Origin of the sequence: Citrobacter sp. Cb023 (assembly GCF_030336805.1) — a bacterium.
Classification (GTDB): Bacteria; Pseudomonadota; Gammaproteobacteria; order Enterobacterales; family Enterobacteriaceae; genus Citrobacter; species Citrobacter braakii.
Window position 1 is genome coordinate 104772 of sequence record NZ_JAOWCV010000039.1, and the last position, 23241, is coordinate 128012.

The 23241-nt window shown below is 48.6% G+C and carries 29 protein-coding genes and 1 pseudogene; 12 read left to right on the forward strand and 18 right to left on the reverse strand.

Features of this window, described 5'->3' with window-relative positions:
* Positions 1-11: 11 nt before the first annotated feature.
* The 3 genes from araG to OGW44_RS20190 all read right to left on the reverse strand — a co-directional run bounded on the left by araG (position 12) and on the right by OGW44_RS20190 (position 3504).
* Positions 12-1526 (reverse strand): arabinose ABC transporter ATP-binding protein AraG, encoded by a 1515-nt coding sequence (araG, locus tag OGW44_RS20180; RefSeq protein WP_019077050.1) that lies wholly within the window; start codon positions 1524-1526, stop codon positions 12-14.
* A 115-nt stretch (positions 1527-1641) separates the two neighbouring features.
* The gene (locus tag OGW44_RS20185) at positions 1642-2631 is read right to left on the reverse strand and encodes an arabinose ABC transporter substrate-binding protein (RefSeq protein ID WP_003034602.1); all 990 of its coding nucleotides are present in this window, start codon (positions 2629-2631) and stop codon (positions 1642-1644) included.
* Between the two features lie 315 nt (positions 2632-2946).
* Positions 2947-3504 (reverse strand): DJ-1/PfpI family protein, encoded by a 558-nt coding sequence (locus tag OGW44_RS20190; protein WP_153646338.1) that lies wholly within the window; start codon positions 3502-3504, stop codon positions 2947-2949.
* Between the two features lie 553 nt (positions 3505-4057).
* Between OGW44_RS20190 and OGW44_RS20195 the strand changes: the two genes are divergently transcribed.
* The gene (locus tag OGW44_RS20195) at positions 4058-4561 is read left to right on the forward strand and encodes a non-heme ferritin-like protein (protein ID WP_016153451.1); all 504 of its coding nucleotides are present in this window, start codon (positions 4058-4060) and stop codon (positions 4559-4561) included.
* Positions 4562-4699: 138 nt separating this feature from the next.
* On the opposite strand, the gene OGW44_RS20200 is transcribed toward OGW44_RS20195, so the two are convergent.
* Positions 4700-4951: a DUF2766 family protein gene (locus OGW44_RS20200; protein ID WP_016153452.1), complete on the reverse strand. Its 252-nt coding sequence runs from the start codon at positions 4949-4951 to the stop codon at positions 4700-4702.
* A gap of 128 nt (positions 4952-5079) precedes the next feature.
* Between OGW44_RS20200 and OGW44_RS20205 the strand changes: the two genes are divergently transcribed.
* Positions 5080-6501, forward strand: a complete 1422-nt coding sequence (locus OGW44_RS20205; RefSeq protein ID WP_047358314.1) for an MFS transporter — start codon at positions 5080-5082, stop codon at positions 6499-6501.
* Between the two features lie 33 nt (positions 6502-6534).
* Here the strand turns inward: OGW44_RS20205 and OGW44_RS20210 are convergent, their stop codons facing one another.
* A complete protein-coding gene (locus OGW44_RS20210; protein ID WP_016153454.1) occupies positions 6535-7173 on the reverse strand; it encodes an RpiB/LacA/LacB family sugar-phosphate isomerase in 639 nt (212 codons plus the stop codon).
* A 268-nt stretch (positions 7174-7441) separates the two neighbouring features.
* Between OGW44_RS20210 and OGW44_RS20215 the strand changes: the two genes are divergently transcribed.
* Entirely contained in the window at positions 7442-7777 is a 336-nt protein-coding gene (locus tag OGW44_RS20215) for a YecR-like family lipoprotein (RefSeq protein WP_016153455.1), read from the forward strand.
* A 194-nt stretch (positions 7778-7971) separates the two neighbouring features.
* Complete coding sequence (ftnA, locus tag OGW44_RS20220) at positions 7972-8469, forward strand: non-heme ferritin (RefSeq protein WP_016153456.1); 498 nt, start codon at positions 7972-7974, stop codon at positions 8467-8469.
* Between the two features lie 45 nt (positions 8470-8514).
* Here the strand turns inward: ftnA and OGW44_RS20225 are convergent, their stop codons facing one another.
* Entirely contained in the window at positions 8515-8754 is a 240-nt protein-coding gene (locus OGW44_RS20225; RefSeq protein WP_016153457.1) for a YecH family metal-binding protein, read from the reverse strand.
* A 225-nt stretch (positions 8755-8979) separates the two neighbouring features.
* Between OGW44_RS20225 and tyrP the strand changes: the two genes are divergently transcribed.
* Entirely contained in the window at positions 8980-10191 is a 1212-nt protein-coding gene (tyrP, locus tag OGW44_RS20230) for a tyrosine transporter TyrP (RefSeq protein ID WP_016156823.1), read from the forward strand.
* Between the two features lie 28 nt (positions 10192-10219).
* Here tyrP and OGW44_RS20235 read toward each other — a convergent pair whose 3' ends face one another.
* From OGW44_RS20235 to OGW44_RS20260, 6 genes are all read right to left on the reverse strand, one after another.
* Positions 10220-10885 carry a YecA/YgfB family protein gene (locus OGW44_RS20235; protein WP_088582990.1) on the reverse strand — a complete coding sequence of 222 codons (666 nt, stop codon included), beginning with the start codon at positions 10883-10885 and terminating at the stop codon, positions 10220-10222.
* A gap of 209 nt (positions 10886-11094) precedes the next feature.
* The gene (locus OGW44_RS20240; RefSeq protein ID WP_016153460.1) at positions 11095-11376 is read right to left on the reverse strand and encodes a heavy-metal-associated domain-containing protein; all 282 of its coding nucleotides are present in this window, start codon (positions 11374-11376) and stop codon (positions 11095-11097) included.
* Complete coding sequence (locus OGW44_RS20245; RefSeq protein ID WP_016153461.1) at positions 11373-11729, reverse strand: mercuric transporter MerT family protein; 357 nt, start codon at positions 11727-11729, stop codon at positions 11373-11375. Before OGW44_RS20245 ends, OGW44_RS20240 begins: the two co-directional genes overlap by 4 nt.
* Positions 11707-12849 carry a transglutaminase-like domain-containing protein gene (locus tag OGW44_RS20250; RefSeq protein WP_016156825.1) on the reverse strand — a complete coding sequence of 381 codons (1143 nt, stop codon included), beginning with the start codon at positions 12847-12849 and terminating at the stop codon, positions 11707-11709. The genes OGW44_RS20245 and OGW44_RS20250 overlap by 23 nt, the downstream gene beginning before the upstream one ends.
* Before the next feature lie 206 nt (positions 12850-13055).
* On the reverse strand, positions 13056-13526 hold the full coding sequence (locus OGW44_RS20255; RefSeq protein WP_080858831.1) for an SRPBCC family protein: 471 nt from the start codon (positions 13524-13526) through the stop codon (positions 13056-13058).
* 13 nt (positions 13527-13539) lie between these two features.
* Positions 13540-14229: a LolA family protein gene (locus tag OGW44_RS20260; protein ID WP_185655094.1), complete on the reverse strand. Its 690-nt coding sequence runs from the start codon at positions 14227-14229 to the stop codon at positions 13540-13542.
* A 204-nt stretch (positions 14230-14433) separates the two neighbouring features.
* On the opposite strand from OGW44_RS20260, the gene OGW44_RS20265 reads away from it, so the two are divergent.
* Positions 14434-14775: a hypothetical protein gene (locus tag OGW44_RS20265; protein ID WP_016153464.1), complete on the forward strand. Its 342-nt coding sequence runs from the start codon at positions 14434-14436 to the stop codon at positions 14773-14775.
* Between the two features lie 333 nt (positions 14776-15108).
* Here OGW44_RS20265 and OGW44_RS20270 read toward each other — a convergent pair whose 3' ends face one another.
* From OGW44_RS20270 to OGW44_RS20285, 4 genes are all read right to left on the reverse strand, one after another.
* Positions 15109-15690, reverse strand: coding sequence for a YrbL family protein (locus tag OGW44_RS20270; protein WP_049040546.1), 582 nt, complete (start codon positions 15688-15690; stop codon positions 15109-15111).
* Between the two features lie 282 nt (positions 15691-15972).
* Entirely contained in the window at positions 15973-16398 is a 426-nt protein-coding gene (arsC, locus tag OGW44_RS20275) for a glutaredoxin-dependent arsenate reductase (RefSeq protein ID WP_019077061.1), read from the reverse strand.
* Positions 16399-16410: 12 nt separating this feature from the next.
* Positions 16411-17700, reverse strand: a complete 1290-nt coding sequence (locus OGW44_RS20280) for an arsenic transporter (RefSeq protein WP_016156830.1) — start codon at positions 17698-17700, stop codon at positions 16411-16413.
* Positions 17701-17744: 44 nt separating this feature from the next.
* Positions 17745-18065: a transcriptional regulator gene (locus tag OGW44_RS20285; protein ID WP_185655093.1), complete on the reverse strand. Its 321-nt coding sequence runs from the start codon at positions 18063-18065 to the stop codon at positions 17745-17747.
* Positions 18066-18151: 86 nt separating this feature from the next.
* Here OGW44_RS20285 and arsH point away from each other — a divergent pair, with 86 nt between their 5' ends.
* Complete coding sequence (gene arsH / locus OGW44_RS20290) at positions 18152-18850, forward strand: arsenical resistance protein ArsH (protein ID WP_016153469.1); 699 nt, start codon at positions 18152-18154, stop codon at positions 18848-18850.
* Between the two features lie 58 nt (positions 18851-18908).
* On the opposite strand, the pseudogene OGW44_RS20295 reads toward arsH, so the two are convergent.
* Positions 18909-19043: pseudogene (locus OGW44_RS20295) on the reverse strand (IS30 family transposase); the annotation flags it as partial.
* Positions 19044-19174: 131 nt separating this feature from the next.
* Here OGW44_RS20295 and OGW44_RS20300 point away from each other — a divergent pair.
* A complete protein-coding gene (locus tag OGW44_RS20300; protein ID WP_162835200.1) occupies positions 19175-19345 on the forward strand; it encodes a YnfU family zinc-binding protein in 171 nt (56 codons plus the stop codon).
* Positions 19346-19738: 393 nt separating this feature from the next.
* Here OGW44_RS20300 and cspA read toward each other — a convergent pair whose 3' ends face one another.
* On the reverse strand, positions 19739-19954 hold the full coding sequence (gene cspA, locus OGW44_RS20305; RefSeq protein WP_016153470.1) for an RNA chaperone/antiterminator CspA: 216 nt from the start codon (positions 19952-19954) through the stop codon (positions 19739-19741).
* Between the two features lie 297 nt (positions 19955-20251).
* On the opposite strand from cspA, the gene cspH reads away from it, so the two are divergent.
* The 4 genes from cspH (at position 20252) to OGW44_RS20320 (ending at position 23156) form a co-directional block, all read left to right on the forward strand.
* Positions 20252-20464, forward strand: a complete 213-nt coding sequence (cspH, locus tag OGW44_RS20310; protein WP_049040548.1) for a cold shock-like protein CspH — start codon at positions 20252-20254, stop codon at positions 20462-20464.
* Positions 20465-20529: 65 nt separating this feature from the next.
* A complete protein-coding gene (locus OGW44_RS25850; protein ID WP_423191511.1) occupies positions 20530-20619 on the forward strand; it encodes a hypothetical protein in 90 nt (29 codons plus the stop codon).
* An 884-nt stretch (positions 20620-21503) separates the two neighbouring features.
* The gene (locus OGW44_RS20315) at positions 21504-22436 is read left to right on the forward strand and encodes a glycosyltransferase family 2 protein (RefSeq protein WP_200048547.1); all 933 of its coding nucleotides are present in this window, start codon (positions 21504-21506) and stop codon (positions 22434-22436) included.
* Positions 22437-22439: 3 nt separating this feature from the next.
* Positions 22440-23156 carry a class I SAM-dependent methyltransferase gene (locus OGW44_RS20320; RefSeq protein ID WP_185655091.1) on the forward strand — a complete coding sequence of 239 codons (717 nt, stop codon included), beginning with the start codon at positions 22440-22442 and terminating at the stop codon, positions 23154-23156.
* The last annotated feature ends 85 nt before the right edge of the window (positions 23157-23241 follow it).

The following is a 23241-nucleotide window of genomic DNA, read 5'->3' on the forward strand; positions in this document are numbered from 1 at the left end:
TCTCTCCTTATTCAGGCTACAGCCTGGCTAACTTTTGGCATAGCAAGGCTTAACGCCTGGCGCTCATCCGCCTGTTCATGAAGTAACTCACCGGCAATTTCGCCTTCTCTCATCACCACGATACGGTCGGCGACACCGAGCACTTCTGGCAGATCGCTGGAAGCAAACAGCACGGCCACGCCGCGCGCCGCGAGGGCATAAATCACGTTATAAATTTCATGCTTGGCGCCCACATCAATACCGCGTGTAGGTTCGTCCAGCAAAATCACTTTCATCTCTTCCGATAACCAACGGCCGAGAATAGCCTTCTGTTGATTACCCCCGGAGAGGTTCATAATCAGTTGCTCCGCGCCCGGCGTTTTAATATTGAGCGAGCGAATATGGTGATCGGCATTGGTCTCTTCCCAGCCGTTGTTGATCACGCATCCGCCCAGAACATGTTTACGACGGGCACTGATGTTGATGTTGTTACGCACCGAATGGACCGGAATGATCCCTTCAGCCTTGCGATCTTCCGGGCACAGCATCATCCCCGCTTCAATGGCGTGGCTCGGTTTACGGATATCAATAGGCTGTTCATCGATAAACACCTGGCCTGCCGTGATACGCGTGCCGCCAAACAGACCTTTCATTAATTCGCTACGTCCGGCGCCCACCAGTCCAAACAATCCGACAATTTCACCACTGCGCACCGATAAACTGATCGGGGTACGCACGCCAGGGGCTTTGACTTCATGCAAACGCAGGCGCTCTGCACCATAAGGTCTGGATTTCCAGCCATAAATATCACCGAGGTCGCGCCCGACCATCGCCTGCACCAGCGCGTCGTGATCGACCTGCTGCATATCCGTGAACGTTTTGACGTAATGACCATCTTTAAACACGGTGATGGCATCGCTAAGGGCAAAGATCTCCTCCATACGGTGCGAAACGTACAGGATGATGCGCCCTTCGTTGCGTAGCTCACGGATGACGCGAAACAGATTCTCAATCTCGCGCGCTGAAAGGGAGCTGGTCGGTTCATCAAACGCGATAATTTTGGCGTTGCGCGCCAGCGCTTTCGCAATCTCCACCATCTGCCATTGACCAATGGAGAGGTATTTCAACGGCGTATCGGGATCGATATCCATGCCCAGATGCTTGAGCTGAAGCCCCGCTTCATAGTTCAGCAGCGAGCGGTTCACAATCCCGCCTTTGTGCGGCATCTGCCCTAAATAAATATTCTCGGCAACGGTCATTTCCGGGACGAGATGCAGTTCCTGGTAAATAATGGCAACACCGGCGTTCAGCGCGGCATTGGTGTCCGCAAACGAAACCTCTTGTCCACGGATCGCCAAAGATCCCGTCGTTGGCGCATAGTTGCCGCTGAGAATTTTTAATAGTGTTGATTTCCCGGCGCCATTTTCGCCCATCAGCGCATGCACCTGACCGGCATAGCAGTCGAAACTGATATCCGTGAGCGCTTTAACGCCGGGGAACGTTTTGCCAATGCCGCGAAATGAGAGATACGGGGTAGACTGTTGCATAACGTCTCCGTGAGTCAGATCTTTATGCCGGATAGCGGCTTTGCCTTATCCGGCCTACTGAGTACGCAATTCGTAGGCCGGATAAGACGCGTTGGCGTCGCATCCGGCATTTGTGTTACTTACCGCCTAAGCCTTTCTTCGCCAGTTCTTCTTTAAAGTTATCGCGGGTAATCAGCACCACATCCGTCACTTCAGTAAACGCTGGTGGCTCTGCACCTTTCGTTACCCAGTTGTAGAGCATCTCACTTGATTTGTAGCCGTGAACGTCCGGGCTTGGCAGGAGTGAACCGTAGAACCCGGTCGCTTCGCCTTTGGAGAGTTCGCTCACGGCATCAACGCCGTTGATGCCGATACCAATCACATTCGGCGCTTTGAAGCCCTGCCCTTCGGTCGCACGTACGCCGCCCAGCACGGTGTTGTCGTTCATGCCGACAATCAGCCAGTGTTTGACTTCAGGGTGCTGAACCAGCATGGAGTTAGCGGCATCGAATGCCCCGGGGATATCATTCGATTTAGTGGGGACCTGGTAGATCTGTTTTTCCGGGAAGCCAGCGGCTTTAAGCGCTTCCATTGAACCCGATGTACGGCGACGCGCGGTATCGAGTTCATTCGCGGTAATGGCCATTACGGCTGTGGATTTCACATCCCAACCGCGCTTTTGCATCTCCTTATACAGCTCCTGGCCCTGGCGCTCACCAATTTTGGTTGCAGCCATCATCACCAGCGGCACGGTATCCATCGGCTTACCTTTGGCGTTAGCAAACTGGTCATCGACGGCAATGACTTTCATATCGTAGCCACGCGCCTTGGCCATAATGGCAGGCCCGAGTTTGGGGTCCGGCGTACAAATCACAAACCCTTTTGCGCCACTTGCAGCCAGGCTGTCGATGGCGTTAAGGGTCTTCTCACCATCCGGGACGGCAATTTTAATCACCTCAAAGCCAAGGTCTTTACCGGCTTTATCGGCAAATTTCCATTCAGTCTGGAACCACGGTTCTTCCGGTTGTTTGACCAGGAAACCGAGCTTCATGGATTCAGCGATAGCGGATTGTGACATAATGGCAGCCAGACCGATGGCAGCCAGCGCTTTAGTGAATTTGTGCATGGTTAACTCCAGCTTTAACGTTCTTTTATGTAGGGTAAAATCAGACGATTTTTTGTAATTCGGACGTAAAACAAGGCATTACCTTTTAGTGATAAGATCAATGCCAGTGCTGAGAGTAGTTTTAGCGGGAAATTGATTCTCCATAAGAGAGCGGCATCACACCACAGAATTACAGTAATTGCGTACATAAATTCAGCGGGAAATGACATAAAAAAACGCGGTTTTGTCGACGGGAAAAAAGAGGGATAGCAGATTAATCCATAACATCAGCCAACGAATCCTTGTTCCCGAATACCGAAGCATTCGGGAACATGATTACCATCGGTAATAAATGTGGTCAGCGTGATCGCGAACCGGAATGTCATCTCCCAGCAGGCGCGCCGCAAGCGTCAACGCAAAATCGAAAATATGCCCTAATCCTTTGCCGCTAATCAGATTGCCATCTTCAACAACCGGCGCATCGATATATTCCCCGTCCGTGACGTTTTGCCACAGATCTCCTGAGCAAACATAGCGACGCCCCTTCAGCAGACCGTGGCCGCCCAACACACGCGCGGCCGCAGAACATACCGGGCAGATGAGCTTTCCTGCCTGATCATGACGAGATACAAACTGGATGACCGCCTCACTGGCGGCAAGATTAACGCTGCCCTGCGGTCCGCCTGGCAATACGACGGCATCGTAGAGATACGTCTGGCGCGCGGCCAGCGTGCTATCCATCACCATCGGTACGTCATGATAACTCACCACCGCACGTGACTCTGCGCAGGCCAGGGTTTCGACTTCGATATTCAGGCGACGCAGAATATCCAGGGTAACAATCGCCTCCGCCTCTTCAAAACCGGGTGCCAGCAGCACCGCAACCTTCTTCATATGTAACTCCTTGCTTAATCCACATAAACGAAACAATTAATGACGACCAGTGCAGACTGTTAAATTTCTCGATTTGATTAAAACTGATCTGGCGCAAAAAATTAGCCATCAGATAATTTGCACTAATCCATCCCGATCGTGAAATTGCCTTTCAACTTGGGCAGATAATCATCAGATGCCAGACAATACCTTATTGTGGAATTTAATTTTGTGATATGAAACACCATTTCATTATCATGAAAATCATTTAATGACATAAATTTCAACCACTTACATTCATGTCATCTATATGCCAAAACAGCAGAAGCATGAATACTGTTATGACAATATGTAAAAAAACATAAATACGCAGATTTAAGGATTTTCTTATACCAGGGCAAGCGTTATGCTGAATCTCGATCGGAGCGAATATAATTCGTGATCACTAAAGGACCGGCGGAACGGATTTATTCTGCTAACAGTTTTAATTGTACGTAGAGGTGAAGTGCAGCGGCAGCCCGCTGTACTGGCGTGAGTAACGTACATCCCCCTTTCTGGAAATAAGGATATTGATATGGCTGCAGTTGGAATTGTTCATAAACTCAATACACAAATGAATCTCGAGTTCTACGCCTCGAATCTTTACCTGCATCTCAGCGAATGGTGCTACGAGCATAGCCTGACAGGTACAGCCACGTTTCTACGCACGCAGGCGCAGGGTAACGTGACTCAAATGATGCGTATGTTCAATTTTATGAAAAGTGCCGGGGCTAATCCCATCGTCAAGGCCATGGATGTGCCGGGTGATGAACTGAGTTCCCTTGAAGAATTGTTTCAGAAAACGTTGGATGAATATCAGCAGCGTTCGAGTAAGCTCTCGCGTTTAACCAATGAAGCTGAAGCATTAAACGATGCGCCAACCATTGATTTTCTTCACGACCTGGAAAAAGAGCAGCAGCAGGATGGCGTGCTGTTACAGACGATTCTTGATGAAGTCCGCAGCGCCAAACGCGCGGGGCTGTGCATGGCGCAAACCGATAAGCACTTGCTCAACGTCGTTAACTACCAGCATCACTAATCTTCAGTTTTCATCGCGTTAATGCCGGATAGCGATGCTGCGCACCTTATCCGGTCAACCTCTGATTTTCCCTGGCACGCGCCTCCCATTCTGCGAGGCGCAAAAAAACCTTTCTAAAACCTGAAACAACGGTTTATTTTAGTGGGATTCATTCTGCGGCGTGAATTTCAACTCGATCAAGGCAACCGCTTTTTGTATTGCGCGCATAGTGACCGGATCGGCCCCTGCAGGATGGCTGGAAAAATCGATGTTTTTCAGTTGGCTGGACATTTTTTCCCGAACTTCTACCGGGGCAATAACATCAAGAACATCCAGAATTTGCTTGATAACCAGCTGACAGGCAACAACGTCCGAGAGCAGTTCCTGATCGGCATTCAATGTTTGGGACATAGTGAGCTCCTTATAGAAAGGTCGTCATAGTACCTATTCAGCGATCGAAACGATAGCCGCGCACACATTACAAATGCGCTGAAAATAAAAAAGATCCAGTCAGTTTCTTTTGAGATGGCAAGCACAACATGAGTGAACAGTTAGCGGTTGAGAACCAACGCGGTCTTTCCCCGGCAGCATTACTTGTTGCCGGGGCTTTCTTTATGGAATTTATTGACGGCACGGTGATTGCCACAGCCCTACCCGACATGGCCAAAAGCTTTGGCGTACAGGCGGTAGACCTGAACATTGGTATCAGCGCCTACTTGATCACCCTCGCGGTGCTTATCCCCGCCAGCGGCTGGATTGCGGATCGCTTCGGCGCCCGAAAAGTGTTTACCCTGGCGCTGGCGATTTTTACTCTCGCTTCAGTTTTATGCGGTTTGTCCGAAAGCCTTGAGAGCTTTGTAGCAATGCGAATTTTACAGGGTGTGGGTGGCGCGCTAATGGTTCCTGTTGGCCGTCTCGCGGTACTGCGCACCACGCCTAAACATCAGTTGATCACCGCCATAGCGACCCTGACCTGGCCCGCGTTAGTCGCGCCTATCATCGGACCACCGCTTGGAGGATTCATTACCAGCTATGCTAACTGGCGTTGGATCTTCTTTATTAACGTACCGCTGGGAGTTTTGGCGATCGCGCTGGCGCTACGTTTCATCCCGGATATTCATGACGACGAGCGCCGTCCATTTGATATAGCGGGTTTTATCGCGACCTCAGTTGCGATGGTTAGCCTGGTGTATGCCATGGAGTTACTGGGAACCCAGCAGCCGCAGGGCTGGCTAACCGCCGGGCTGCTGGCGCTAGGAACCGTGACCTTTCTGTTTGCCCTGCATCATTTTCGTCGCACTACCTGGCCGATGATTCGTCTTGATGCCATGAGCGTCCCTACTTTTCGCGTCACCCTGTACGGCGGGTCACTATTTCGTGCTTCTATTAGCGCTGTACCATTTCTGCTGCCGTTAATGTTCCAGGTCGGTTTTGGCATGAACGCTTTTCACGCGGGTTCGCTGGTTCTGGCGGTGTTTGTGGGCAATCTGACGATAAAACCTGCCACCACGCCGTTGATACGCTGGCTGGGCTTTAAGAAACTGCTGTTAATCAACGGTGCGCTAAACGTCCTGGCGCTGTTGGCCTGTGCATTAATTACGCCGCAGACCCCGGTGTGGGTTATTTTGTTGGTGTTGTATCTGGGCGGCGTGTTCCGCTCAATTCAGTTTACCGGTATCAGCACGCTTGCCTTTGCGGACGTCCCCGGACCACAAATGAGCTACGCCAATACGCTGTTCAGTACGGCAACACAATTAGCGGTAGGCTTGGGCATTTCATTGGCCGCTATCGGAATTCGTATCGGCGATGAGGTGAGTGAATGGCTGGCGTTAGGCAATATTCCGGGTATCAGTTTCCGGCTGGCCTTTGTCGCTATTGCGATTATTTGTCTGGTAGGTATGGTTGATACGCTGCGGCTTGCCCATGATGCTGGAAGCGCGGTTTCTAACAAGAGCAAATAGCCCGGCAGGCGAACACCGCCGGGCCAACAGGATTTAGCCAACTATCTCGCGTACAAACGCTTCGATCGCTTTGTCCTGGCAGTTTTCAAAGAAGCACTGCTGGAAGCGCGGACCAGATACGGCGGTTTTTACCAGTTCAGGATCGATAGCGCGCAGAGTGTCCAGATAGTTTTCTTTTACCACCGCCGCTTTCACCTGGTTCAGAATACCCGCGTTACGCACCTGCGGCTCTTTACGCTCTGGTGGATACCCTTCGCCGTTACGACCAGTGAATGCTTTTTCAAACATATAGCGCACATTCAGCTCAGCACCCCAGCCAAAACCTTTGGCGAATGCCAGAGAAAGCGCATTCCCGTTGTTGATCTGAGAGAACAAGAATGCGTCTGCCGGATCGAGACAGTAACCACACACCACGCCCGGATGTATATTCAGTGACATCATTGCCCCCTGACCCGTACCGCACCCCGTAACCACAAAATCCACGGCTTTGGAATTGAGCAGGATGCTGGCCATAATCCCTAAATGGATGTAGGTCAGATGATGGTCATTTTCGTCGCTCATCCCAACGTTATACACTGGAAAACCTTTCTCATCCGCAACGGCTTTAAGCTCGTTATGAATGATGGCATTTTTGCTTGCCTGGCTGTTTTCCATCATCAATGCAATTTTCATTCTGTAATCTCCTGAATGCGCTGCGGAGGCCCGCTGAAAGTCATAACATTCAGGCCACATTACTATTTTGCAAACTCACTTTCAAATTTAATGAAATTTTGTTTTATAAAATAATGAGGTGCTCACATTTTTCCTGAGACAGCTCAGAATAGCCTCAATAAAATGACGTCGTTGCGATTAATCGCAGGTGATCTTCGGGCTATTCAAGCCATTGATGCGCCACCACATATGCCATGATAGCCTATCTCCGAACTTTCAGAGCGATCACATGAAGACCTTTATCCTTGCCCTTTTGCCGCTCGTGCTGACAGGATGCACTATTACTAAACAGGCGCAGGTCAGCGAAGCCAGTGCCATCACCGGCGTCGTTCGCCTGACCTACAACCAGGCCATGCTACAAACGGCGCGTACCGATGATTACGTGACCCAAGGCACAGCCACCAAAGAGTGTCAGCGCCTGGGTTATGCCAACGCAATGGCGTTTGGTCAGCCGGTATCAACCTGTAGCGTATATGCCGGTTCTCTGTGTTTAAATACCAAAATCACGCTCGCCTGGCAGTGTCACGGCGTTGCGGTATCCCAATCGCCTGCCTTCAATTATTAATATTTTCGACCAGCACATTATTGCTGGTCTTCTGCCTTTTCATTATTTATATTCTCCGCTTAATAGCGTTAATGCGTTTTATTCCCATTCGCATTTTTAATAAATAAATTTATTATTTTACCTTTTGCAAATAATTAAATAACAAATTATAGTGACGCCACGCTAATATATAATAACGTTTGTGGAGCACAACCATGCTGAAAACAGAAATGATCGACCAACTGAATGAGCAAATGAACCTTGAATTATATTCATCTCTGCTCTACCAACAGATGAGCGCGTGGTGCAGCTATCACAGCTTTGAAGGTGCCGCCGCGTTCCTGCGCCGTCACGCCCAGGAAGAGATGACGCATATGCAGCGTCTGTTTGACTACCTGACCGATACCGGCAGCTTGCCGTGTATTAACACCGTTCCTTCCCCCTTTGCTGAATATGCGTCTCTGGACGAACTGTTCCGTGTTACTTACGAACACGAGCAGTTGATCACCCAGAAAATTAATGAGCTGGCACACGCGGCAATGACCCACCAGGATTATCCGACGTTTAATTTCCTGCAATGGTATGTTGCCGAGCAGCATGAAGAAGAAAAATTATTTAAATCTGTCATTGATAAGTTATCGCTGGCAGGGAAAAGTGGCGAAGGTCTTTATTTCATCGATAAAGAACTGGCTACGCTTGATACACAGAATTAATGTTGTGGGGTAATGAAGGCAACCCGCCATCATTACCCGCTAAAATCAGTGACGGCAGATCTTGCTTTCGTGCGTAGAGAAGCCGTCTTCTTTTGCAATAAACTTTCCCTTCGCCGCTAAAAACGCCACCAGCTCAGCTGCCGACATATCCGCCGCAGAACAGGTGTGAAAACGAGCCTGCTCGCCAAACCGTGCCGTTATCGCCGCTTCAAGGCTGGCATTTGAATACTGCTCGCCAGATTCAATCATCATGTTGAGCACTTCGTGACCGTGAATAGATTCCATACTACCTCCTCAATAAAGTCCGTAGCCTAATGTGAACGGCACGGCCTTGCTTTGCGCTAACGCAGGTTTACCCGCAGATAAATATCATTTGTGATACATCTTAACGCGCCAAACATCGTAAAGATTAATGTACATTCATTGTAACGGTGATTTGACGAAAATAGCGTTTTGCCTTAACCTGCGCCGCAGATATAACCGTTGATTATCTCTGGGACAGAGGAAAGCGTGAAAAACAGAACCCTGGGTAGTATTTTTATCGTGGCGGGAACCACGATTGGTGCCGGTATGTTGGCAATGCCGCTGGCCGCGGCAGGCGTGGGGTTTAGCGTCACGCTGGTATTGTTAGTGAGTCTTTGGGCGCTAATGTGCTACACCGCGCTGTTGCTGCTTGAAGTGTATCAACACGTACCGGCAGACACCGGGTTGGGTACGCTGGCAAAACGTTATCTTGGTCGCTACGGACAATGGGTAACGGGCTTTAGCATGATGTTTTTAATGTACGCGTTGACGGCAGCGTATATCAGTGGCGCTGGTGAGTTGCTGGCTTCCAGCATCAGCGACTGGACCGGGACAACGCTCTCCCCGACAACAGGCGTACTGCTGTTCACCTTTGTTGCCGGTGGCGTGGTTTGCGTTGGCACATCTTTGGTCGATCTGTTCAACCGCCTGTTGTTCAGTGCCAAGATAATCTTTCTGGTGGTGATGCTGGCCCTGTTAATGCCGCATATCCATAAAGTAAACCTGCTTACGTTGCCGCTTCAGCAGGGGCTGGCACTTTCTGCAATCCCGGTTATCTTCACTTCGTTCGGTTTTCACGGCAGCGTCCCCAGTATCGTCAGCTATATGAACGGTAACATCCGTAAACTGCGTTGGGTGTTTATCACCGGTAGTGCCATTCCGCTAGTCGCCTATATCTTCTGGCAACTGGCCACGCTTGGCAGTATTAACTCCTCAACGTTCATGGGGCTGTTAGCCAACCACGCTGGTTTAAACGGTTTATTACAAGCATTACGTGAAGTCGTGGCTTCGCCGCACGTCGAACTGGCGGTGCATCTGTTTGCCGACCTTGCGCTGGCAACCTCTTTCCTCGGCGTCGCATTGGGATTATTTGACTACCTGGCCGACCTCTTCCAGCGCCGCAATACCGTAGCAGGAAGAATGCAAACCGGCGTGGTGACCTTCCTGCCGCCGCTGGCATTCGCGCTGTTCTATCCGCGTGGTTTCGTCATGGCCCTGGGGTATGCGGGCGTTGCCCTGGCGGTGCTGGCGCTGCTCATTCCCTCGATGCTGGCATGGCAGAGCAGAAAACAGAATCCACAGGCTAAATATCGCGTGGCAGGGGGTGCTCCGGCGCTGGCGCTGGTATTTTTGTGCGGCATTGTGGTGATAGCCGTACAGTTTTCTACTGTAGCAGGATTACTACCGGAAGTGGGTTAAAACAAAAGGGGCTTAACGCCCCTTTTTCTTAATGCAAACAACACTGCTTATATTTTTTACCGCTACCGCACGGACAAGGGTCATTGCGCCCTACCTTGGCATCCACTTTGACCGGTACTTTAACCGGCGTTTCCTGAGGATGCGCCATCCAGTAAGCATGCAGATCCAGCGCCGCCAGGCGGATGGCATCCACGCTATCTTCGAACGCTTCTGGCGTCATTTTCTCAACGACCGCAAAGTTTTCTTCCGTACCGTGCAGCGCAATAGCCTCGAGCGCCGGTTTTAACGAGTCTGGTAACGCGGACCAGTCCGACAGCGCGACGCCGCGCATATAACCAAAACACCACTCTTCAACGATGGTCAGTTCATGCTCGTCAATTTCACGCAAACCAAACAGCGGCTCAAACTGCTCAGGATATTCATCCAGGCGATCGGCCGTATCCGCCATATGTTGAAACGCCAGGTTCATGAAACGCGTCATTTCTTTTTCGGAGGACCAGCGAGGAACATACTGCGCGCCGCCCCAAATAGCGACCAGCCACTGCTCCGGTTCAATTTCATACGGTGAACTCAGTACCGCCGTCAGTAAACCATCCAGTTCTGACACATCCAGAATAGCCTTATCTGTATTGTACTTAGTCAGTACATCATCCAGCCATTCCAGTTCGCTCTCGTTTAATGGTCCCGTTTTCATAACGCTTTTCCTTAGTCAAAAAATCTTGCCTGTGATCATCCTACATGGCTGGAGGGATAACAGATATAAATGGGCATTTGCGGCTTACAGCAGCCGCCTGTTCAGGTTAACAGGAAAAGAGGGGAATTCCGGTAGTTAACGCACAAAAGAGAACACTAAGCCGCCGGGCATCATACCGGGAAAACACAATAAAACCACCCGCAGGTGGTTTACTGTTGTTCAATACGGTTGAGCGTTGCGGTATAGCCCGTTTTCGCTACTGCGTTAAGTAGAGTATCGGTTGGGAAACCTTCTGGCACGATGGCTTCTGCCTGCCGGGTTTTGAGAGAGGATTTTGCTTTAATCACGCCGTCGGTTTCACGTAGCGCCTGATTGACCGAAATAACGCATAACGAGCAGGTCATATTTTGTATATCCAGCACCACTTTTTGATTGGCCGCCTGAGCCCACAGCGGCAACAGCAAGCATGCAACTAACGCGAAGATCTTCATTCAAATACCTCATAAAACCAGGCAACAAGCGTTGGGTAAAATAGCACCGGCAAAATCAATGCCAGCGCGCACCAGTAGAGAACGCGCGCTTGCTTCAGAGTTAACCACCCGGAGCACCACAACCGTTTGGAAAAATAGAGCCGCCAGAAGACACGCAGTAATAATCCCAGGGACAGCAGTACCAGAGGAGTTCGCAAAAACTCAAACCGGGTGAAAACGGCGAAGCTCGCCGCCGAAATACCAAACAGCAGGTAAAGTAGCGGTCCAACACAGCATAAGCCAGCGGTGACGGCGGCCGCAGCAGCCGTCAACAGGGTAAGCCCCGCACCTTTAGCGTTGTTCTGTGGCGACATAGCTGTAGGAGAACGCTTTAGGATCATAAAAATTGATCGGGTCGCCATCGACTTCAGCGTAAGGATAACCAAAGTTATTCATGGCCCCCTGCTCCGTTGCCGGATACAACTCGAAATCACGTCCGTAGTTGAATCCAACCCAGTTCATTTCCCAGTTACCAAACAGGTAAGCGTTAACCGCCTGGACATCGGCATCCTGATGCGTTTTTTTCTCTGCCAGACGCATTTTGGTCACGTCAGCAGGATCGCACGGTAACCAACCGTAACCTGCCAGATAGAACTCAGCACGGCAGTGTTGACCGCCGCTCACATTGGCAACGCCTGCACTGTCGGCTGTGCCAAAAGCACTTTTCGAGTAACGTTCGAGCTTATTGGCCTTGCCCAGACGGATGCCAAACAGTTCGCGCGCCGGAATACCGCTGGCCCGCGCCAGAGCAACAAAAACGGAGCTCATGTCGGTGCATTTTCCTTTGAGCTTACCGCTTTTTAATATCTCCGCCACATCCCCCGTGCCGCAGCCAATAACGTCGTTGTCACGCTCCATATGTCTGCTGACCCATTCGTAAATCAGGCGCGCTTTTTTCAGCGGATCCTGCTCATTACCGGTGATTTTACGCGCGGTTTCCAGGACCAGTCCATCAACTGGGGTATGTGCCGTCGGCAACAGATACGGTTTTACATCCAGCGGATAAATAATCTGCTCAGGTGCCTGCCAGTTTTTCAGCGCGTCCTGCTTCAGCGGTTCCCAGTCGGCGGTTTCAATGTCGATATCAACGTTAACCAACAATTCACCCTGCGAGTCAGCCCAGGTGGCAAACAGCGTTTTCGCGCCGTAGGTATTATTGGTGGTGACGTACGCCTGCTTATAGTTTCCGCTAAAGGCAAGCGCCGTCATTTGTTGAAACGCGGTATCCACCGGTAGCGGGATCCACAGTTTCACCACGCCGCTCGATCCCTTAGGAGGATTAAGTTTATACGTTTGAGATAAGACAAAGCGTCGACGAGCTATTGGCGCAACGGATGGCTCCGCGGCACGTACCGTCTGGCTAATGACTGCAGGGCCGACTAATCCGGCGGCGGAAAGGAGAACGCTATTTTTGAGAAACTGACGACGTTGCATTGCTGTCTGTCCAGGTTGTAAGAGTTGAGCTACGGCTAAAGGGGAAACCGTACGCGATCATCACAGCAGACAGAGGCTGGCATAAAAAGGCGAGTCGATGGAGATTATTCATCAATAACAGACCTGTTAACTGTGAATGAAGTGAGAAACTGCAAGGTCGCTATTAAGCCATTTACAGCCAAAAAAGTACAGCAGCGGAGATACGTTCAGACTATATACACAGTCGTTGCCAGTTTGCGGGCTAACCCTCTTGCCCCCTCGCGCATGACCGTGTTGTGATTCCAGCGAAATACAGGTGCTGCCAGCGGGGCAAGATAATTCATCCAGCGGATCGTGGTACGCACATTCCAGTCATATCTGACAATAGTCGCTGTACCATTGGCAGTAAAAGACCATACCCCTCGCCCTTCCACCGCACCGCTGGCTTGTCCTTCAAGCAGTGTGCAAGGCCGTATTTTCAACACATTGATATCAAAGGTTAAGCGATAAGGAAGCGCCCCTTTCCAGGTATAACGATGCAACGCCCCAATACCCCGTAAATCCCCTTTCCTTATCTCAACGATGCGTTCCAGACTTCCCCACCATTCAGGCCACCTGTCCGGATGGGAAAAAACATCCCATACCTCCTGAATTGAAGCCTCAACCCGCCAGACTGTGGAAAACTGATAGTCAGCCATAGTGCAGGCTCCCTCAAGGCGTGAAAAAATTGACGGGGAAACGGGTGTTGATAACCATAGCATCCAGAAGAACAGTTTCTAATCGCTGCCCATCTGGCGCATAGCTGATCACTTTGGCAGGGAGTCCGTGATAATTATCCAGCCAGATGTCGTAGCGGTGAACGCCATCTACGGTCTGTTTTCCTGGCCCCATTACGGATATGTGTGTCGTCTCCCGTCCCGCAAGGCGCTCCTTAGCAACAATGGTAGTTGTTCCCCCGCGTTGCAGATGGCGAACATTGCCCAACAACACGCCGATATCAGAGCGATCCACCCGATGACCTCGCTCATCCTGGATCAATGAATTGGTGGGCGACAGGTGCAAAACGGGCAACATACCCACACCAAATGGCCATAACGTCACTTTCCCGCTGACAGGATTAAAAATAAGCACCGCGCCTGAATGTGGCTGGGTAAAATCCATTCGCACGTAGCCGGGTTTTTGATAACTGTAGCGAATGATTTTATTTTCATCCCGCGCAGATGAGGATCGCATCATAACCTGGTAAGAGGTCATGTGATTGAATGACTGCTGCGACAATGCAACAGGATCCGCGCTCCTGGCGTACGGCGAAAATGGCCCTCCTTTTTCCGCCGGGGATACTGCAAAGCTAAAAATAAGCAATACGGTGAACGCAACTCGCGGAGAAAATGAGACGCGCATAACCGCCCCCTGTATCGGTACTATCTGTAAACTGGAGTCATCAGCTGTCGACTGTTTTTATTATAGTTCTTAATTGTGCGCCACTCTTCTCCCGGCCCCTCAGACTCCGTACAGGCAACAGGCTTAAATTGTTTATTTTCTATTCAGATGAGATGAAGGTATAAGACTATACTTTAATAGCCATACTTTTAATGGGTATTAATCATGAAACTGCCATCGGTATTTTCATGCGCCGTCCTCGTATTGCTGCTGGCGTCATCGTCTGCCGCAGCCAGCGCGTTACAAAACCAGGCCGCAAGAGAGCAAGAGTTAAGCGCGGCACTTCTTGCAGGAAATGGCGTCATCATCATTGGCGGGACGGATGATTTCGCTTTCACATTCAGGACACGTAACCGAATCCACAGACATTTGGCGATTCAGGATGGCATAGGCGATCCCATCATGATGAATGGTTTTCAGGACCACAACTATAACCCCGCCCGGGATGGCTTTATCAACAACCCAGCCCGGGGAAGGTTTATGTTTAATGCACCGATTCGTCGATAGATTGATTGGCAATGGGGAGTGTGTAGCGGGCGGCTTAACGTATCTGGCAGGCTTACTTGACGCAAAATACCTATGGTTCGTCAAAAGCCGGCACAAAAAAACCACCCGTAGGTGGTTTCGCGACACTGCTTATTGCTTTGATTCTTCTATTCTTTCCCATGGTTCCGGTGTGGGATTTGCCCCCACACAGCACGAACGCCGAGCAGTTCAGAATATTTTTCAAGAAGTTAATATGTAACTTACTTCTGCGTAAACACCTTTGTTAATCAGGTATGCGGGATCGGAAGTCCGGCAACAGAAAACTGGTGATTCGATTATTTTTAACCTGCGTGGTTAAGCTTGTTGCAGACCGTTCAAATCGTTAAGCATCCGCTTGAGACATTTGATTTTATTCTTATCGCGAACTGATTGCGAAAGCTTACTGAGTTGAAAAAACGTTTTGTCACCAAACCCGTCAATGACTTTGAAGCGATAATCCTGACGCTCGCTATCCCAGGCATAAACAATGTTTTTACAATGCAGGGAGTTAATAATGACTTTGGTGCTGACAAACCATGCTAAAAAAGCATTCAGCTTCTGCAATTTGCTGTCATCGAGTTCGTTTTTGAGAGCAAGCTGATAAAGAGTTTGAGCAAGGTTGCCATGCTCATCGCACTCCTTCACAGTGATCTGCCCTAGACCTTTATTTGTTTCAACAAGACCTTCGATCTTTTGCATATAAAGAGAGTCTGTTTGATGACCAGGCTTGCATTCTTTGAGGTCCCGGAAGACTTCCCGTAACTTGCTTTTATAGTTCGCAATATCTGAAATAACGATTTTGATCAGCAGGTTACTATCCTGTGGATGCTGAAAGACGTAACGATCGTTACCTCGTGCAAGTAAGTCTTCATCTGTCAATACAAGCTCTTGTTTCATGATAGTTTTTGACTCTTACCCTAAGGGAAATGAAATTGCCTCAACTGACCTGCATCGGTAAGTTCTGCTAATCAAAAACTATTATGTATATATTTATTTCAATAATTGATAAACGAAATGCATTCGGAGTGAGACAAATGTCTCTTCTGGCAAGTGGGCAGGCTAATGAACCTGTTTTGATACCCCCGCAAATCAGCTTCTCCAGTCGTTAACGAGGGTTATCAGCAAAGAGCTGGCACCGGTATGAAGTCAACAGGCACCCGATAATATTAAGCGGAAAGATTACTTAACCCGTTTCCCCGTTTCGTCAATGACCTTTTCGCCATCCTCTTTGGTAAAAGAGCCTTTCTGACCTTCAGGTAAAATATCCAGCACAATTTCTGAGGGACGACAAAGACGCGTGCCAAGCGGCGTCACAACAATCGGTCGATTAATCAGGATCGGATGCTGAATCATAAAATCGATCAACTGCTCATCAGAAAACTTATCTTCATCAAGACCCAGTTGCTCATAAGGTTCAACGTTCTTGCGCAGCAATGCGCGTACTGAAATGCCCATATCTGAAATCAGTTTGGTCAGTTCATCACGAGTCGGGGGCGTATCGAGATAATAAATAATAGTTGGTTCGTTACCGCTGTTACGGATCATCTCCAGCGTATTACGTGAGGTGCCACAGGCCGGGTTGTGATAGATGGTAATGTTGCTCATATCAGTATCTCATTACAAAGTGACAGAGAGCCGCCACGCCAGCGCGGCCAGAGTGACGAACAGCACGGGCAGAGTCATGATAATGCCAGTGCGGAAGTAATATCCCCAGGTGATGGTCATATTTTTCTGTGCCAACACATGAAGCCACAGCAGAGTTGCCAGACTGCCTATCGGGGTGATTTTAGGACCTAAATCGCAGCCAATCACATTGGCATAAATCATCGCCTCTTTGACGACGCCGGTCGCAGCACTCCCGTCAATGGACAATGCACCAATCAGCACCGTCGGCATATTGTTCATCACAGACGACAGGAAGGCAGTCAGGAAGCCGGTACCGAACGTGGCAGCCCATAAACCTTTGTCTGCCAGCATATTGAGTACAGCAGAAAGATACTCGGTGAGTCCTGCATTACGCAGGCCGTAGACGACCATATACATACCCAGCGAGAAAATCACGATCTGCCAGGGCGCCCCGCGCAGCACTTTCCCGGTATTAATGGCGTGGCCACGCTTGGCTACCACGAACAGCACCGCAGCCCCAACTGCTGCTATCGCGCTTACTGGGATCCCCAGCGGCTCCAGAACAAAGAAACCGACCAGCAGGAACAGCAGAACAATCCAGCCCGCCCTGAACGTCGCCGGATCTTTAATCGCACTGGCAGGCATCTTGAGCAGTGAAACGTCATAACTGGCCGGGATGTCGCGGCGGAAGAAGAGATGGAGCATGACCAGCGTGGCAGCAATGGCCGCCAGGTTCACAGGAACCATCACGGAGGCATACTGTGTAAAGCCCAGGCCGAAGAAATCCGCCGAGACAATATTGACCAGGTTAGAGACAATCAGCGGCAGGCTGGCTGTATCTGCGATAAATCCTGCAGCCATGACAAAGGCCAGCGTCGTCGCCTGGCTGAACCCCAGGGCGAGTAGCATCGCAATCACAATCGGCGTCAGTATCAGTGCTGCACCGTCGTTAGCAAACAGCGCAGCAACAGCAGCGCCAAGCAGTATTATCCAGGTAAACAGCAGGCGACCACGCCCGTTACCCCAGCGGGAGACATGCAGCGCGGCCCATTCAAAGAAACCGGACTCATCGAGCAGCAGGCTGATGATAATCACCGCGATGAATGCCGCTGTTGCGTTCCAGACGATATTCCAGACTACGGGAATATCATCAATGTGGATGACCCCCGTCCCCAGTGCCAGTAAGGCTCCGATACTTGCGCTCCAGCCAATGCTGAGACCTCTGGGCTGCCAGATGACCAGGACCAGCGTTAGTATAAAAATACTCCCTGCCAAAAGCATTTTAGATTCCTTTATATATGATTATGTGTATGTAAAAAATTCTCTCAACAGGATGTGCAGGCTGATTTTTTCAGCCATTCACCCACATCTTTCCTCAGACACTGCCAGGACGTCGTGATCGTCTCAGCGGCCCACGCTGGCATGTGGGGAGACAGACGGTAGTGAATCCATTTGCCTTCCCGGCGGTCAAACACCAGCTCTGCTTCACGCAGAATAGCCATGTGGCGAGAAATTTTAGGCTGTGATTCAGAGGTCGCCGCGCATATATCGCACACGCACAGTTCGCCGGATTCCCGGAGAAGCATAACAATGGCGAGACGGGTTTCATCCGACAGGATTTTAAAAAGCTGAACAGGCTGTAGCATTTTTTACTCCGTTCCCTTTAGAATACACATATGATAAATCATATGTGTTTAATTTGAAATCACGGAACCTCCCGGAGGAGTAGAAAATGGAACACTTTCCTGCACTGAATGCTGATTGCTTCGATCAGCAGATTGCTGAACGCCTGCAGCTCCAGGAGCCGCCACGCATACTGATCTTGTATGGCTCGGTAAGAGAGCGTTCTTACAGTCGCTTTGCCGCAGAAGAAGCGGGACGCCTGCTGACGGCGATGGGAGCGGAAGTAAGACTGTTTAATCCCTCAGGTTTACCCCTGCCGGATGATGCCCCAGATACGCACCCAAAAGTCACCGAGCTGCGCGAGCTGGTCAGATGGTGTGATGGGATGGTGTGGAGTTCCCCAGAGCGGCATGGGGCAATGAGTGCGGTGATGAAGGCACAGATCGACTGGATACCCTTAAGCGAAGGGGCCGTTCGCCCTTCACAGGGAAAAACACTGGCGGTGATGCAGGTCTGCGGCGGGTCGCAGTCTTTTAACGCCGTGAACCAGATGCGTATCCTTGGGCGCTGGATGAGGATGTTCACGATCCCTAACCAGTCCTCAGTAGCCAAAGCCTGGCAAGAATTCGATGAGAACGGGCGAATGAAACCTTCGTCCTGGTATGATCGTATCGTCGATGTCGCCGAGGAGTTGTTTAAAATCACGCTGCTGCTCAAGGGGCAAACCGATTACCTTGCCGATCGCTACAGCGAACGAAAAGAGAGCCATCAGGAGCTTTCATCTCGCGTCAATCAGGCCAAAATATAACGGCCTTTTTTACTGAGCTCAAAAACGTCCGCTTTTTGCTGGGCGTTCAACCGCTGGATGCAACAATGTTAATTCTTTGTTGGCTGCGAACCGATAAGCCAGCTCCTTTTGGAAAATACTGTCTGAGCAATCTTTTCGTATTTTCATTAGAACCACGCAGCCAGGGAGATTGAGGATTACAGAAATAAATTTGGGAAGCAGCCCTTATCATCAGGCTCTTTGCGATACCTTTTCTTTATATTTACATATCCAAAACATCATAAAGTTAAGATTTTTTGGACGAATTAGGGTATGGTTGAAGTTCATCCACTCAAGGAAAAGCCTATGTCAGAACGTAAAGACTCTAAATCACGCCGCAACTATCTTGTCAAATGCACCTGCCCAAACTGTACCCAACAATCTGAACACAGTTTTTCAAGAGTACAAAAAGGTTCTCTTTTAATCTGTCCTCATTGCAATAAAGTATTCCAGACAAACCAAAAAGAAGCAGCCTGAATCCGTTTTAGACTCTATTTCTGGAACAGAATCAACACATCTGTATTTTAAGATTTATCAAGCTACAGATAATAGAAAACCCGCTGGCTGCGGGTTTAGTATTTTCATATTTAAAAATAAAAAATATGGTGATATCTGGGAAAAGCTATCTTCTTGCGTATGTTGTCGTGCAAAGCAAGTGGTTAGACTTTTCGTGCAGCGAACCTACACGTACTCACAATGGTCAGCATACTTTCTCATGCAAAAGAGAGATGAAATATGCTGACCGTTGCCCTGAATGCCGGATCAGTAACATTTCATCTCTACTGACCTAACAATACATCCATTGCTTCTGTCAGTATGTCTACTCAGGCTTTAGCCTTCTTCGTTATCGCATACAGACAAAAAAAGGATTTACTCTGTAATAACTACATTGCCAGCAACCGGACCTTTAGTACCATTCTCAATGGAGTAAGAGACTTTTTGCCCTTCAAACAAGGTGCGGAAATTATCGCTCTGGATAGCAGAAAAATGTACAAATAAATCTTTACTACCGTCAACAGGAGAAATAAAACCGAATCCCTTATCGGCATTAAACCATTTTACTAAACCATTCATCTTTTTTGACATTTTGTATTCCTTAATTTGGCCTTCCGGCGAACATGGTTTTATTACAGAAACTACTTAGTGCTTAGTGGGGAGACTCAAAGAAGGGATAAATATAAAACACCTGAAATGAGAACTGCTTTAGTAAACTACTTTGTATTTTGTCTGTTCTTCAAACCGACGCGACCATTAACGCACGGGCGTATATAATAATCAATGTTTATTTTAGCTATCCAGATCTCACGATTGCTGAAAAATATTTCTGGCATTATCCAGGGGTATGTGTATAGTGCAACACGTTATTAGCTTTAAGGAATTTTTTTGTCTCGTAAAATGACAGGAATTGTCAAAGCCTTTGACTGCAAGAGCGGTAAAGGCCTTATCTCCCCCTCCGATGGTCGCAAAGATGTACAGCTTCACATTTCAGCCTTAAGTCTCCGTGACTCAGAAGTACTCATCCCCGGATTACGCGTTGAGTTTTGTCGAATAAATGGTCTTCGAGGCCCCTCGGCTGCGAACGTTTATCTCTCATGACCTGTAGCCGCCCCTCCTGACTTCTGGAATCATAAAAGAGAATTTCAAAACAGGGAGAGTTTCATATGTATCAGAAAATCTATCTCAACGACTGGCTGAAAGGCCTTAAGAGCTCATGCTGCACGCTGATAGTAACTCTGCTTGTTTTCATCTAACCTGTTAGTTCAAGACCGGTAAGAGTTGCAATAGCGTTGGCGTATCTATGTTGAGCCCGTCAGGGTGATATGCTTGCGTTACACCCCAAATGCCTGTGATGTACATAGAATGAAAGCCAGGGGATTTCTGAGCTTGAAGGTTCGCTGAGCGAGAAGCGAGAAATTTCAGGCACAAAAAAACCACCCGTAGGTGGTTTCACGACACTGCTTATTGCTTTGATTATTCTATTCTTTCCCATGGTACCCGGAGTGGGACTTGAACCCACACAGCGCGAACGCCGAGGGATTTTAAATCATGCGTATTATCCTGACGAATCAATTAGTTGCTGCGCTTTGTCACCATTGACTCATAAATTACTATTCATATAATTCAGAAAGTTAAAACTTACCAACCACCCCAATGGTGAAGGATTTACAACCACTAAGGCTCGCTATCAGCGATGAGGGACTGTTGCCCTGGACAGTTGTTGCCATTAACCCAGGTTTCACTAGGATGCTTACATAAGCTTCATATCTTTTGCACCTTGAACCCTGAGGAATCAACGGGGAGCAAGTCAGAGCACTTCCGACTGCTGGCTTTCGTAAATCGAGGTGGGATTGCCTGGATTGACAGCATCGGCAAAGCTATTACGGGGCAGAGCGGCAGTGTATGTCAGTTTGGCATTAATGTGTATTTACCCTGGTACAGATATGGAACTGTTTTCAGGGAGGAGATCAGCCCCTTCTTCGGTGGATTTGTACCAAAAAGCTGGGTAATATATCAGCCCCCATGATTTCAACATTGAACAATGTGTGTATCAAGATAACCAACTGTTCGGGACAAAGAAGTGATGCGATATTCTGATTCATTGGAAGAAATTATAGAGACTCGAAATATTGACAACATTAAATTGTCGCTCGTTGTTCCTGTTTTTAATGAGTCAGAAACAGTCTCGATATTCACCGATACCGTTAAGGTGATTTTCAGCAAGCATACTAACGTTAAACTCGATATCATTTTTATAAATGATGGTAGCAGTGATGATACTCTCTCACGACTCCTTGCGTTACAAAAACAGAATCCAGAAGTCAGTATAATTGACTTAAGTCGTAACTTTGGCAAAGAGGCCGCACTCACTGCAGGATTGAACATTGCATCCGGGCACGTTGTGGTCCCGATTGATGTCGATTTACAAGATCCACCCGAACTCATACTTGAAATGATTGCAAAGTGGCGCGAAGGATATGACGTTGTAGTTGGAAAACGAATTAATCGCGACTCTGATACGTGGGCCAAACAGAAATCTGCATCTTGGTTTTATCGTATTCATAACAAAATTTCGGAAACTAAAATACCAGAAAATGTTGGTGATTTCAGGCTGATGGACCGTTTGGTTGTGGAGGCATTGAAAGAACTCCCAGAGTCACGACGATTTATGAAGGGACTTTTTGCCTGGGTAGGGTTCAAGACCGTTGAAGTGGAGTATACGCGACCTGAACGCGTTGCCGGGAACACAAAATTCAACGGATGGAAACTATGGAATTTTGCACTTGAAGGAATAACCAGTTTTAGCACTGACCCCTTACGAATCTGGACATACTTGGGGGGAGTGTTTGCCTTTATATCTTTTCTTTTTGCTATTTTTTTGGTTTTAAAGGTACTAATTTCTGGAATAGATGTTCCAGGATATGCCTCAGTTGCAGTTGCAGTGACATTTCTTGGCGGTTTACAGCTAATTGGCATAGGAATTATTGGTGAGTACCTTGGACGATCCTATATAGAATCGAAGAGGCGTCCAATTTACCTTGTCAGACGAATTTACTCTAAGAAGGATTAAAATATGGATCTGAAAGAAATTGATATTCTTGGTTCCAATATAGGGAAACATTGGTACTACAAATCTAAGGCAAATGCGATGACTCGCCTGATCTCTGGTGCATCCCCTTCAACCATCCTAGATATTGGAGCTGGTTCAGGATTCTTCTCGAAAAAATTGCTATCGGAAACTGCAGCAAAAGAAGTTTGGTGTGTAGATATTAGCTACAAAGCCGATTCTGATGCGTTAGAGGCTGGGAAGCCTATTCACTATAGAAAATCAATTGATAAAGTAGATGCAGACCTAGTGCTCCTAATGGATGTTCTGGAACATGTTGATGATGACGTTGGCCTGTTGAAAGAATATATCGCCAAAGTCCCCAGTGGAGCACGTTTTTTAATATCTGTCCCTGCCTTCCAATTTTTGTGGAGTGGTCATGATATATTTTTGGAACACAAACGACGCTACCGTTTGACCCAACTAGAAGACGTTGTTCGTCAGTCCGGCTTAACCGTTAACCATGGGGCTTATTTTTTTGGTGCAGTTTTCCCTATAGCATCAACAATTCGCCTAGCGAGTAATCTGGTACAACGTGACCATAGTAAAGCGCACTCACAATTATCCAACCACCACCCTTTGGTCAATGCATTTTTGACTGCAATGTGCTCCGCCGAAATGCCATTCTTTTCAAGCAATCGCTTAGCTGGACTGACTGTCTTTTGTGTGGCAGAAAAACCGTGATTATATTGCCTGCTGATGAAGGTCATATCCCATTGAAGCATAACTATTTATTACCGCCCCATTTTGGGAGTATTCATCCTACTGC

Excerpts from the sequence above, each read along its gene's own strand:
- araG (WP_019077050.1), bottom strand. The coding sequence starts at position 1,526 with ATGCAACAGTCTACCCCGTATCTCTCATTTCGCGGCATTGGCAAAACG.
- OGW44_RS20185 (WP_003034602.1), bottom strand. The coding sequence starts at position 2,631 with ATGCACAAATTCACTAAAGCGCTGGCTGCCATCGGTCTGGCTGCCATT.
- OGW44_RS20190 (WP_153646338.1), bottom strand. The coding sequence starts at position 3,504 with ATGAAGAAGGTTGCGGTGCTGCTGGCACCCGGTTTTGAAGAGGCGGAG.
- OGW44_RS20195 (WP_016153451.1), top strand. The coding sequence starts at position 4,058 with ATGGCTGCAGTTGGAATTGTTCATAAACTCAATACACAAATGAATCTC.
- OGW44_RS20200 (WP_016153452.1), bottom strand. The coding sequence starts at position 4,951 with ATGTCCCAAACATTGAATGCCGATCAGGAACTGCTCTCGGACGTTGTT.
- OGW44_RS20205 (WP_047358314.1), top strand. The coding sequence starts at position 5,080 with ATGAGTGAACAGTTAGCGGTTGAGAACCAACGCGGTCTTTCCCCGGCA.
- OGW44_RS20210 (WP_016153454.1), bottom strand. The coding sequence starts at position 7,173 with ATGAAAATTGCATTGATGATGGAAAACAGCCAGGCAAGCAAAAATGCC.
- OGW44_RS20215 (WP_016153455.1), top strand. The coding sequence starts at position 7,442 with ATGAAGACCTTTATCCTTGCCCTTTTGCCGCTCGTGCTGACAGGATGC.
- ftnA (WP_016153456.1), top strand. The coding sequence starts at position 7,972 with ATGCTGAAAACAGAAATGATCGACCAACTGAATGAGCAAATGAACCTT.
- OGW44_RS20225 (WP_016153457.1), bottom strand. The coding sequence starts at position 8,754 with ATGGAATCTATTCACGGTCACGAAGTGCTCAACATGATGATTGAATCT.
- OGW44_RS20235 (WP_088582990.1), bottom strand. The coding sequence starts at position 10,885 with ATGAAAACGGGACCATTAAACGAGAGCGAACTGGAATGGCTGGATGAT.
- OGW44_RS20240 (WP_016153460.1), bottom strand. The coding sequence starts at position 11,376 with ATGAAGATCTTCGCGTTAGTTGCATGCTTGCTGTTGCCGCTGTGGGCT.
- OGW44_RS20245 (WP_016153461.1), bottom strand. The coding sequence starts at position 11,729 with ATGTCGCCACAGAACAACGCTAAAGGTGCGGGGCTTACCCTGTTGACG.
- OGW44_RS20250 (WP_016156825.1), bottom strand. The coding sequence starts at position 12,849 with ATGCAACGTCGTCAGTTTCTCAAAAATAGCGTTCTCCTTTCCGCCGCC.
- OGW44_RS20255 (WP_080858831.1), bottom strand. The coding sequence starts at position 13,526 with ATGGCTGACTATCAGTTTTCCACAGTCTGGCGGGTTGAGGCTTCAATT.
- OGW44_RS20260 (WP_185655094.1), bottom strand. The coding sequence starts at position 14,229 with ATGCGCGTCTCATTTTCTCCGCGAGTTGCGTTCACCGTATTGCTTATT.
- OGW44_RS20265 (WP_016153464.1), top strand. The coding sequence starts at position 14,434 with ATGAAACTGCCATCGGTATTTTCATGCGCCGTCCTCGTATTGCTGCTG.
- OGW44_RS20270 (WP_049040546.1), bottom strand. The coding sequence starts at position 15,690 with ATGAAACAAGAGCTTGTATTGACAGATGAAGACTTACTTGCACGAGGT.
- arsC (WP_019077061.1), bottom strand. The coding sequence starts at position 16,398 with ATGAGCAACATTACCATCTATCACAACCCGGCCTGTGGCACCTCACGT.
- OGW44_RS20280 (WP_016156830.1), bottom strand. The coding sequence starts at position 17,700 with ATGCTTTTGGCAGGGAGTATTTTTATACTAACGCTGGTCCTGGTCATC.
- OGW44_RS20285 (WP_185655093.1), bottom strand. The coding sequence starts at position 18,065 with ATGCTACAGCCTGTTCAGCTTTTTAAAATCCTGTCGGATGAAACCCGT.
- arsH (WP_016153469.1), top strand. The coding sequence starts at position 18,152 with ATGGAACACTTTCCTGCACTGAATGCTGATTGCTTCGATCAGCAGATT.
- OGW44_RS20300 (WP_162835200.1), top strand. The coding sequence starts at position 19,175 with ATGTCAGAACGTAAAGACTCTAAATCACGCCGCAACTATCTTGTCAAA.
- cspA (WP_016153470.1), bottom strand. The coding sequence starts at position 19,954 with ATGTCAAAAAAGATGAATGGTTTAGTAAAATGGTTTAATGCCGATAAG.
- OGW44_RS25850 (WP_423191511.1), top strand. The coding sequence starts at position 20,530 with ATGTATCAGAAAATCTATCTCAACGACTGGCTGAAAGGCCTTAAGAGC.
- OGW44_RS20320 (WP_185655091.1), top strand. The coding sequence starts at position 22,440 with ATGGATCTGAAAGAAATTGATATTCTTGGTTCCAATATAGGGAAACAT.